The organism is Kineococcus gurbantunggutensis (assembly GCF_050871925.1).
Taxonomy (GTDB): Bacteria; Actinomycetota; Actinomycetes; order Actinomycetales; family Kineococcaceae; genus Kineococcus.
On record NZ_JBJLSG010000172.1, the window covers coordinates 1 to 9,750 of the forward strand.

Here is a 9,750-nt window from a genome sequence, read left to right on the forward strand (position 1 = left end):
CCCCCCCCCCCCCCCCCCCCCCCCCCCCCACCCCCCCCCCCCCCACCCCCCCCCCCCCCCCCCCCCCCCCCCCCCCCCCCCCCCCCCCCCCCCCCCCCCCCCCCCCCCCCCCCCCCCCCCCCCCCCCCTCGCCGGTCAGCCCGACGAGCTGCAGCACGGCCGGCTGCCAGGGGTCCAGCAGCTCGGCGAGCTCGCCGGCGAGGCGGTCGGCGGCCATGGCGTACTGGGTCAGGTCGTTGGTGCCGATGCTGACGAAGTCCAGCCCGGCGGCCAGCAGCGCGGGCGCGCGCAGCGCCGCGGCGGGCACCTCCACCATCGCGCCGACGGTGCGCAGCCCGGCCGCGCGCGCCTGCGCGGCGAAGTCCGCGGCCTCGTCCGGGGTGGCGACCATGGGGGCCATCACCCACGGGTCGGTGCCGGTGCGCTCGGCGGCGGCGGCCAGGGCGCGCAGCTGGGTGGTCAGCAGGTGCGGGTGGCGGCGGGCGGTGCGCAGGCCGCGCACGCCCAGGGCCGGGTTCTCCTCCGGCTCGACCTCCACGAAGGCCAGCGGCTTGTCCGCGCCGGCGTCCAGGGTGCGCACGACGACCTTGCGGCCGGCGAACGCGGCCAGCACGCGCGCGTAGGCGTCGGCCTGCTCGGCCTCGGTGGGCTCGGAGGTGCGCTCCAGGAAGAGGACCTCGGTGCGGAACAGGCCCACGCCCTCCACGGCGGCGGCGCCGGAGCCGGCGGCGGCGCGCTCGGCGTCCTCGACGGCGCCGACGTTGGCGAGCAGCTGCACCGCCACCCCGTCGGCGGTGCGCCCGGGCCCGCCGCCGGCCGAGGCCAGCGCGGCGCGGGCGGCGCGGCGCGCCTCGACGGCCTCGAGCAGCTCGGCGGAGGGGTCGGGGGTGACGGTGCCCTCGCGGGCGTCGAGCACGACCCGCTCCCCCGCCGGCAGCGACAGGGCGCCGGCCACCCGCACCACGCACGGCACGTCGAGCTGCGCGGCGATGATCGCGGTGTGGCTGGTGGGGCCGCCCAGCTCGGTGACGATGCCGACGACCCTGGACAGGTCCAGGGTCGCGGTGTCCGCCGGCGCGAGGTCGGCGGCCACCACGACCGAGGGGCCGTGCAGGTCCGGCACGCCCGGCTGCGGCAGGCCCAGCAGGTGCGCCACGACGCGGTCGCGCACGTCGCGCAGGTCGGTGACGCGCTCGGCCAGGTACGGGCCGGAGGCGGCGAGGACCTCGCAGAAGCCCTCCACGGCCGCGTCGACCGCGCCGGCCGGGCCGGTGCCCGCGCCCAGGCGCCGCTCGACGTCGGCGAGCAGGCCGGGGTCCTCGGCCATCAGCGCGGTGGCCCGCAGCACGTCGGCGGTGGTGCCGCCGGCGGCCGCGGCGCGCTCGCGCAGCGTGGCGGCCACGGCCGCGAACGCCTCGCGCACGGCGGCGGCCGCGGCCGCCGGGTCGCTCGGCGCCGGCTCGTCGGCCGGGGGCCGGGCGGCGGGGGCGACGAGCACGACGGTGCCGACGGCGGCGGAGGTGCCGACGCCCACGCCGGTCAGCACGGCGGGCGTCGCGGGTTCGGTGAGCGTCACGGCGGGTCCTCGGTCCTGGGTCGGGTCGGTCGGGTCGGGTCAGGCGGCGTCGTGGTCGGTCTCGACCACGCCGGCCAGCGCCTCGAGCGCCTGCTCGGCGCCCTCGCCGTCGGCGGTGAGGGTCACGGTCTCGCCGTGCTTGGCGCCCAGGCCCATGACCATGAGGATGCTGCGGGCGTCGACGGGGGCGCCGTCGCCCTTGGCGATCGTCACCGGCAGGCCGGTGGCGACGGCGGCCTGGACGAACAGGGACGCGGGGCGGGCGTGCAGGCCGACGCGCGAGGCGACGGTGGCGGTGCGGCTGGGCACGGGGTCCTCCGGGGGGGTGGGAGCGGAACGGGTCGCGCGGGGCGGGCTCGGGGCCCGCCGCGCGCCAGGCAGCCTGCCGCAGGGGCGGGCCGCCGGGCGCGGCGGGGTGGGCGGCGGGGTGGGCGGCGGGTCAGGCCGAGACGGCCGCGGGGGTGCTGCCGGCGCCGGCGGCCGCGGCGTCCTGCGCGGCGGGCTCGCGGTGCAGGCTCTTGAGGGCCACGACGGCCAGGCCGGTGACGACCGAGCCGACGACGATGGCCAGCAGGTACAGCAGCGGGCTGCTGACCAGGCCCAGGACGACCACGCCGCCGTGCGGGGCGCGCAGCGCGTTGCCGAAGGCCATGACCAGCCCGCCGGTGACGCCGGAGCCGAGCATGGCGGCCGGGATGATGCGCAGCGGCGCGGCGGCGGCGAACGGGATGGCGCCCTCGGAGATGAAGAACGCGCCCAGCAGGACCGCGGCCTTGCCGTTCTGCTGCTCGGACTCGGTGAACAGGCGCTTGCGCAGGAACGTGGCCAGCGCGATGCCCAGCGGCGGGGTCATGCCCGCGGCCATGACGGCGGCCATGACCTTCAGCTCCACGGGGCTGCCGGAGGCGGCCGCGGCGGTGGCCAGGCCGGTGGTGGCGAAGGTGTAGGCGACCTTGTTGATCGGCCCGCCGAGGTCGGCGGCCATCATCACGCCGAGGATGACGCCCAGCAGGACGATCCCGGAGCCGGACAGGGAGTTCAGCCCGCTGGTGAGCTCGTCCATCAGCCGCTTCAGCGGCCGGCCCAGGACCACGAGCATCACGGCGCCGGTGACGATCGTGGCGATCAGCGGGATGACGACGACGGGCATGACGCCGCGCACCGCGTTGGGCACCTTCAGCCGCGCCAGGCCCAGGGCGACGAAGCCGCCGAGGAAGCCGGCGGCCAGGCCGCCGAGGAAGCCGGCGCCGACGGTCACCGCGAGCGCGCCGCCGACGAAGCCGGGAGCGATGCCGGGGCGGTCGGCGATGCCGAAGGCGATGAACCCGGCCAGGACGGGCACGAGGAACCCGAACGCCGCCTGGCCCACCACCAGCAGCAGGCCGGCCCACTGCTCGCGGCTGCCGGCGTCGAAGCCGTCGGCGAACAGGCCGGTGAAGTAGGCGTTCGCGCTCTGGTCGCCGCGGTCCAGGGCGATCTCGTAGCCGCCCAGCATGAACGCCAGGGCGATGAGGATGCCGCCCGCGGCGACGAACGGGATCATGTAGCTGACGCCCGTCATGAGCCACTGGCGCACCCGGGTGCCCACGCCGGCGCCGGAGGTGGCGCGCGCCGCGGGGGCCGGGGCGCCGGAGGGCGCGGTGGCACCGGCGGCACCGGTGGCGCCGGCCGCGGCACCGCGCGGGGCGGCCTCGACGGCGGCGACGGCGGCGGCCACGACGCCGGGGGCGTCGGCGACGGCCTTCTTGACGCCGACGTCGACGAAGGGCTTGCCGGCGAAGCGGTCCTTGTCGCGCACCTCCAGGTCCGCGGCGAAGATGACGCCGTCGGCGGCGTCGATGACGGCGGGGTCGAAGGGCGCGGAGCCGGCCGAGCCCTGCGTCTCCACGCTCACCTCGTGGCCGGCGGCCCTGCCGGCCTGCTCCAGGGCCTCGGCGGCCATGTAGGTGTGGGCGATGCCCGTGGGGCAGGACGTGATCGCGACGAACCTCATCGTCCGTAGACCTCCTCCATGACGGTCCTCGCCACCGACGCGGCGTCGGGGGCGTCGAGCAGGGACTGGCGGAACGAGACGTGCACGAGCTTGCGGGCCAGGGCGGCGAGGATCGTCATGTGGTCGGCCTCGCCGGTGGTGGGGGCGGCGATGAGGAAGACGAGGTTCGCCGGGCCGTCGGGGGCGCCGAAGTCCACGCGCTCGCCGGAGGTGACGCGGCCCACGGCCAGGCTGGGGACCGTGACGGCCGAGGAGCGGGCGTGCGGCAGGCCGATGCCGCCGGGGATGCCGGTGGCCATCTGCTGCTCGCGGGCGGCGACGTCGGCGAGGAACTGCTCCAGGTCGGTGACGCGGCCGGCGGCCTGCAGGGTGCGGGCGAGCTGACGGGTCGCGTCGACGCGGTCGCTCGCGCGCAGGTCGGCGATGACCAGCTCGGGGGTGATGAGGTCCGGGGTGTTCGCGGTGTCGCTCACGGCTTCAGGTCCTTCACGGGGGTCTCGGGGTCGGGGTCGGGGACGACGCGGACGCCGGCGGCGCCCGCCGCCGTCTGCTCGGGGCCGGGGACGGTGCTGCCCGGCAGCAGCACGGCCGCGCGCCCCCACGCGACCGCGGTGGCCAGGCGCCGCGGCGCCGGGCCCTGCTCGTGCAGGTAGCCGGCGAGGGTGCAGTCCCCCGCGCCGACCGTGCTGCGCGGCACCAGCGGCGGGCCGCCGGCCCACCAGGTGCCCTCGGCGGTGGCCAGCAGCGCGCCGGCCTCGCCGAGGCTGACGAGGACGTCGCCGCAGCCGCGCGCGCGCAGGCCGGCCGCCGCGGCGCGCACGTCGCCGACCGTGAGCAGCTCGCGGGCCACCAGCTCGCACAGCTCCTCGAGGTTCGGCTTGACCACGTCGGGGCCGGCCTCGACGGCCGCGGCCAGCGCGGCGCCGGAGGTGTCCACGGCGGTGGGGGTGCCGCTGCCGCGGCCCAGGCGCACCACGCGGGCGTGCAGGTCCACCGGCGCGCCCGGCGGCAGGCTTCCGGAGGAGGCCAGCCAGCGCGGGGCCACGGTGAGGCGGGCGCGCACGGTGCGCAGCAGCGCCTCGACCTCCGGCCCGCTCAGCTGCGGGCCGGCCTCGTTGAGCTTGGTGGTGGTGCCGTCGGCCTCGACGACGGTGGTGTTGCTGCGGACCGCGCCGGCGATGGCGACGGGCACCACCTCCACGCGCTGGGGGGCCAGCAGGCCGACGAGCAGCTCGCCGTCGACGCCGCCGCAGGGCAGCACGGCCGCGGCGCGGGCGCCGTGCAGGGCCAGGGCGCGGGCGACGTTGACGCCCTTGCCGCCGGCCTCCACGGAGGCGCCGGTGGCGCGGTGCACCTCGCCGCGGGTGAGGACGTCCAGCTCGAGCGTGCGGTCGACGCTGGGGTTGGGGGTGACGGTCAGGACCGCCGGGTGCCCGGCGCTCACGCCCGCACCACCCTGGGCCCGGCGGCCTCGACGTCGGCGACGACGTCGGGGTCCGCCCCGGAGTCCGTGATCACGGTGTCGACCCCTTCCAGGTCAGCGACGTGGGCGAAGTCGTCGCGGCCGAGCTTGGAGTGGTCGGCCAGGACGACGGTGCGGCGGGCGGCGCGCATCAGGGCCCGCTTGACGCCGGCCTCGGCGAGGTCGGGCGTGGTCAGGCCCCGCTCCACGCTCAGGCCGTTGGTGCCCAGGAAGCACACGTCGGCGAACACCTCGGCCAGGGCGCGCTCGGCCCAGGAGCCGACGGCGGCCAGGGTGCGCGGGCGCACCTGCCCGCCGACCAGGTGCAGGGTGACGTTGGGGCGGGTGGCCAGCGCCTGGGCGACCTGCAGGCCGTGGGTGACCACGACGAGGTCGCGGTCGGTGGGCAGCAGCTCGGCGAGGCGGGCGGTGGTGGTGCCGGCGTCGACGACGACCGTGCCGCCGTCGGGCAGCTCGGCCACGGCGGTCTTGGCGATGCGCTCCTTCTCGGCGCTGAAGACCCCCTGGCGCTCCCCCACGGCCAGCTCGGTGCCCAGGCGCTCGACGGGGATGGCCCCGCCGTGCACGCGGCGCACCAGGCCGTGGCGCTCCAGGGCGGTCAGGTCGCGGCGGATCGTCTCGGCGGTGACGTCCAGCGCCTCCGCCAGGGCGGTGACCTCCACGCGCCCGGCCGCGCGGGCCGTCTCGAGGATCGCCTGGTGGCGCTCCGGTGCGTACATCGCCGACTCCGTCGTCCGTGCCGATCCGCTGCTGGTCCGCCGCGCACCCGCGGCCGGCCCCCTCGGGCGGGCGCTGCTGCGCTGCGGCGCGGGACCCGCGGGGCCCCGGTGGGCACGATGATGGGCCCGTACCGGACGCGATGTCAAGCAAACGGGCACGTTCGGACACGCAAGCGGAGCCGAAACCACATCCGGTGCCCGGGGCCACCACGCCGACGCCCCCGCGGCCGGGAGGCTGCGGGGGCGTCGGGGGCGTCGGGGGCGGCTGCGGGCACCGCGGGGGTGCCGCGAGGCTCAGGCGTCGATGCGCTCGCGGTCCAGGCGGGCGGCGCCGGCGATGATGAAGTCCTTGCGGGGCGCGACGTCGTTGCCCATGAGCAGCTCGAAGACGCGCTCGGCCGCCTCGCCGTCGGCGATGGTCACCCGCCGCAGCGTGCGGTGCTGCGGCTCCATCGTCGTCTCGGCGAGCTGGTCCTCGTCCATCTCCCCCAGGCCCTTGTAGCGCTGGGGGTCCTTGTAGGTGCGCCCGCGGCGGTTCAGGTCCGCCGTGACGCGGCGCAGCTCGGCGTCGGAGTAGGTGTAGACCACCTCCTTCTTCGCCCGGCCCGTGCCGTTGACCTCGATGCGGTGCAGCGGCGGCACGGCGGCGAAGACCCGCCCCGCCTCCACCAGCGGGCGCATGTACCGGAAGAACAGCGTCAGCAGCAGCGTGCGGATGTGCGCGCCGTCCACGTCGGCGTCGGTCATCAGCACGATCTTGCCGTAGCGCACCGCGGACAGGTCGAAGCTGCGGCCCGACCCGGCGCCGACCACCTGGATGATCGAGGCGCACTCGGCGTTCTTGAGCATGTCCGACACGGACGCCTTCTGGACGTTGAGGATCTTGCCGCGCAGCGGCAGCAGCGCCTGGTACTCCGAGTTGCGCGCCCCCATCGCCGTGCCCAGCGCCGAGTCGCCCTCCACGAGGAACAGCTCGGTGCGCGCGGTGTCGTCGGAACGGCAGTCCTTCAGCTTCGCCGGCAGCGAGGAGGACTCCAGGGCGTTCTTGCGCCGCTGCGTCTCCTTGTGCAGGCGCGCGGAGATGCGGCTCTTCATCTCCGAGACGACCTTGTCCAGCACGGCGGTGGCCTGCTGCTTGTCCTCCCGCTTGGCGGAGGTGAGGACCTCGCCCAGCTCGCGCTCGACGACCCGGCGCACGATCTGGCGCACGGCCGCGGTGCCCAGGACCTCCTTGGTCTGGCCCTCGAACTGCGGCTCGGCCAGGCGGACGGTGACCACCGCGGTCAGCCCGGCGAGGATGTCGTCCTTCTCCAGCTTCTCGTCCCGGCCCACCTTCAGGCGCCGGGCCTGGGCGTCGACCTGCTTCTTCACCGCCGCGAACAGGCCCTGCTCGAAGCCGGACAGGTGGGTGCCGCCCTTGGGGGTGGCGATGATGTTGACGAAGGAGCGCACGGTGGCGTCGTAGCCGGTGCCCCAGCGCAGCGCGACGTCCACGACGCACTGGCGCTGCACGTCCTGCGGCGTCATGTGCCCGCTGTCGTCCAGCACCGGCACGGTCTCGGTGAAGACGTCCTCGCCCTGCAGGCGCCACACGGAGGTCACCGGCGCGTCGGGGGTGAGGAAGTCGGCGTACTCGCCGATGCCGCCGTCGTGCTGGAAGACCTCCTCGGTGGGCTGCTCGCCGCGCTCGTCGCGCACGACGATGCGCAGGCCCGGCACGAGGAAGGAGGTCTGCCGCGCCCGCGCGGCGAGGTCCTCGTAGGAGAACCGGGCGGTCTTGAGGAAGATCTGCGCGTCGGCCCAGTAGCGCACCCGGGTGCCCGTGGCCCCGCGCTTGGCCCGCCCGACGACCTCCAGGCCCGTGGCGGGCGTGAACGGCGCCTCCGGCCCCTCGCCGGCGTAGCGGCCCGGCGTGCCGCGGCGGAAGCTCGTGGCGTACGTCTTGCCGCCGCGGTCCACCTCCACGTCCAGGCGCGCCGAGAGGGCGTTGACGACGCTGGCGCCCACGCCGTGCAGGCCGCCGGAGGCGGAGTAGGACCCGCCGCCGAACTTGCCGCCCGCGTGCAGGTGCGTGAAGACCACCTCGACGCCGGACAGGCCCGTGCGCCGCTCGACGTCCACCGGGATGCCGCGCCCGTCGTCGCGCACCTCCACCGAGCCGTCGGCGCGCAGCACCACGTCGATGCGGGTGCAGTGCCCGCCCAGGGCCTCGTCCACGGAGTTGTCGATGATCTCCCACAGGCAGTGCATGAGGCCGCGGGAGTCGGTGGAGCCGATGTACATGCCGGGGCGCTTGCGGACGGCCTCCAGGCCCTCCAGGACCAGCAGGTGCGCCGCGGTGTAGCCCTCGGACCCGTCGCCGTCCCGGGGCTTGCGGGGATGGGGTGCCGAGCTGGGTGCAGTCACCCCCGCAGGGTAGACGCCGCCCCCGACGCGACCCCGGTCACCGCGCGCCGCCCCGCGCAGCGCCCGCGGCGGCCGGGGACGGCGGGCATCCGCCCAGAGCGAACGCGTTGCTCCCCCGGCGTGGGAACGCGCGCGGGTGGACGGGGGTTGGGGAAGAGTGGGCGCGGGAGCACCCGCTGCCGCCGCCCGCAGGACCGGAAGGAGTCGTGGAGTGACCACCACCACAACAGCCCTTGCCAGCGACCCGATGACGGCCGCCGACCGCTGCGACCGCTGCGGCGCCCAGGCCTACGTGCGGGTCCTGCTGGCCTCCGGGGGCGAGCTGCTCTTCTGCGCCCACCACGGGCGCGAGCACCGCGACGCCCTCCGCGAGGTGGCGCGGGACATCCAGGACGAGTCCCGCAAGCTGACCTCGACCCCGTCGACCGCCCCGGTCGACGAGCGCTGAGGTCGCTCTGAGCACGTACCGCACCGACCGACGAGCCCGGCGCCACCCCCGTGGGTGACGCCGGGCTCGTCGTCGTGGCCCTGGCCGTGGCCGTGGGCCTCGTCGGCGTCGTCGTGCCGGTGCTGCCGGGCACGGTGCTCATCGGCCTGGCCGTGCTGGTGTGGGCCGCCGTCCAGGGCGGGGCCGCCTGGGCCTTCTTCGCCGGGGCCGCCGCCCTGCTGGTCGCCGGGCAGGTCGCCATGTACCTCGTGCCCGGCCGGCGCCTGGCCCGCGCGGGGATCCGGCGCACCACCCTGCTGCTCGGCGGCGCCCTCGGCGTCGTCGGCTTCTTCGTCGTCCCCGTGCTGGGCCTCGCGCTGGGCTTCGTCCTCGGCGTCTTCCTCGCCGAGCTCGCCCGCGCCCCGCGCACCCGGCTCGGCGCCGGCGCGGCGTGGTCCTCCACCGTCGTGGCCCTCAAGGGCGTCGGGCTCAGCGTGGCCATCGAGGGCCTCGCGGGCACGCTCGCCGCCGCCGCGTGGGCGGTGGGCGCCCTGACGCTGCGCGCCTGAACGCGCCGGCGCCCCGGAACCCGGCGCCCACCCGGCCGCCGCGCCCCCTCCTCACCCGCCGCGCGCGGGCTCCCCGCCGTCCAGGTCCGCCAGCCGGCGGCGCAGCAGCTCGGCCAGCTCCACGGACTCCCCGTCGCGCGCGCCGCGCCCCACCTGCAGGGGCGGGTCGGACGCCACCAGGCGCACCCCGAGCAGCCGCTCGCGCAGACCGCCGGGCACGGTCAGGACGTGGAAGGCGCCGTCCACCGCGACGGCCAGCGACTCGTCGCGGCGCAGGTACCAGCCGTGCGCGCCCGTGCGGGCGCGACCACCGCCGACCCGGGCCCGCAGCGGCACCGGCGCGACGCCGCGCCGGCGCACCTCGGCCACGAACGCCCCGAGCAGGGCCCGGGCGCGCTCGGCCTCCGCGGTGCGGGCGCGCTCGGCGGCCGCGGCGTGCGCGGCGGCCGCCTCGGCCCGTCCGCGCCGCCACTCCTCGCGCTCGCCCCCTGCGGCTGCGGCCACCCGCGGCACGGTAGCCGAGCGGGCGGCACCGCGCCCGGACGCACCTCGGCCCCCGGTCCGCTCTGCGCGGACC

The 9,750-nt window shown here is 77.4% G+C and carries 10 protein-coding genes; 2 read left to right on the top strand and 8 right to left on the bottom strand.

The features are described from left to right. The 7 genes from ACRYR7_RS21735 to ACRYR7_RS21765 all read right to left on the bottom strand — a co-directional run. On the bottom strand, positions 1 to 1,576 hold a 1,576-nt coding region (locus ACRYR7_RS21735), incomplete at its 3' end, for a putative PEP-binding protein (protein ID WP_432574201.1). 39 nt (positions 1,577 to 1,615) lie between these two features. Further along, entirely contained in the window at positions 1,616 to 1,885 is a 270-nt protein-coding gene (locus ACRYR7_RS21740) for an HPr family phosphocarrier protein (RefSeq protein WP_432574202.1), read from the bottom strand. A gap of 130 nt (positions 1,886 to 2,015) precedes the next feature. Continuing rightward, a complete protein-coding gene (locus ACRYR7_RS21745; protein ID WP_432574203.1) occupies positions 2,016 to 3,569 on the bottom strand; it encodes a PTS fructose transporter subunit IIC in 1,554 nt (517 codons plus the stop codon). Beyond that, complete coding sequence (locus ACRYR7_RS21750; RefSeq protein ID WP_432574204.1) at positions 3,566 to 4,042, bottom strand: PTS sugar transporter subunit IIA; 477 nt, start codon at positions 4,040 to 4,042, stop codon at positions 3,566 to 3,568. The genes ACRYR7_RS21745 and ACRYR7_RS21750 overlap by 4 nt, the downstream gene beginning before the upstream one ends. Continuing rightward, positions 4,039 to 5,013, bottom strand: coding sequence for a 1-phosphofructokinase family hexose kinase (locus tag ACRYR7_RS21755; RefSeq protein WP_432574205.1), 975 nt, complete (start codon positions 5,011 to 5,013; stop codon positions 4,039 to 4,041). Before ACRYR7_RS21755 ends, ACRYR7_RS21750 begins: the two co-directional genes overlap by 4 nt. Continuing rightward, positions 5,010 to 5,771 (bottom strand): DeoR/GlpR family DNA-binding transcription regulator, encoded by a 762-nt coding sequence (locus ACRYR7_RS21760; RefSeq protein WP_432574206.1) that lies wholly within the window; start codon positions 5,769 to 5,771, stop codon positions 5,010 to 5,012. The genes ACRYR7_RS21755 and ACRYR7_RS21760 overlap by 4 nt, the downstream gene beginning before the upstream one ends. A gap of 294 nt (positions 5,772 to 6,065) precedes the next feature. Beyond that, positions 6,066 to 8,177 carry a DNA gyrase/topoisomerase IV subunit B gene (locus ACRYR7_RS21765; RefSeq protein WP_432574207.1) on the bottom strand — a complete coding sequence of 704 codons (2,112 nt, stop codon included), beginning with the start codon at positions 8,175 to 8,177 and terminating at the stop codon, positions 6,066 to 6,068. 247 nt (positions 8,178 to 8,424) lie between these two features. On the opposite strand from ACRYR7_RS21765, the gene ACRYR7_RS21770 reads away from it, so the two are divergent. Together ACRYR7_RS21770 and ACRYR7_RS21775 are read left to right on the top strand one after the other, a co-directional pair. Continuing rightward, the gene (locus ACRYR7_RS21770; RefSeq protein ID WP_432574210.1) at positions 8,425 to 8,625 is read left to right on the top strand and encodes a DUF7455 domain-containing protein; all 201 of its coding nucleotides are present in this window, start codon (positions 8,425 to 8,427) and stop codon (positions 8,623 to 8,625) included. Between the two features lie 50 nt (positions 8,626 to 8,675). Then, a complete protein-coding gene (locus tag ACRYR7_RS21775; RefSeq protein WP_432574208.1) occupies positions 8,676 to 9,173 on the top strand; it encodes a DUF456 family protein in 498 nt (165 codons plus the stop codon). Between the two features lie 51 nt (positions 9,174 to 9,224). On the opposite strand, the gene ACRYR7_RS21780 is transcribed toward ACRYR7_RS21775, so the two are convergent. Further along, positions 9,225 to 9,677 carry a hypothetical protein gene (locus tag ACRYR7_RS21780; RefSeq protein ID WP_432574209.1) on the bottom strand — a complete coding sequence of 151 codons (453 nt, stop codon included), beginning with the start codon at positions 9,675 to 9,677 and terminating at the stop codon, positions 9,225 to 9,227. Between the last annotated feature and the right edge of the window lie 73 nt (positions 9,678 to 9,750).

Excerpts from the sequence above, each read along its gene's own strand:
- ACRYR7_RS21745 (WP_432574203.1), bottom strand. The coding sequence starts at position 3,569 with ATGAGGTTCGTCGCGATCACGTCCTGCCCCACGGGCATCGCCCACACC.
- ACRYR7_RS21770 (WP_432574210.1), top strand. The coding sequence starts at position 8,425 with ATGACGGCCGCCGACCGCTGCGACCGCTGCGGCGCCCAGGCCTACGTG.
- ACRYR7_RS21760 (WP_432574206.1), bottom strand. The coding sequence starts at position 5,771 with ATGTACGCACCGGAGCGCCACCAGGCGATCCTCGAGACGGCCCGCGCG.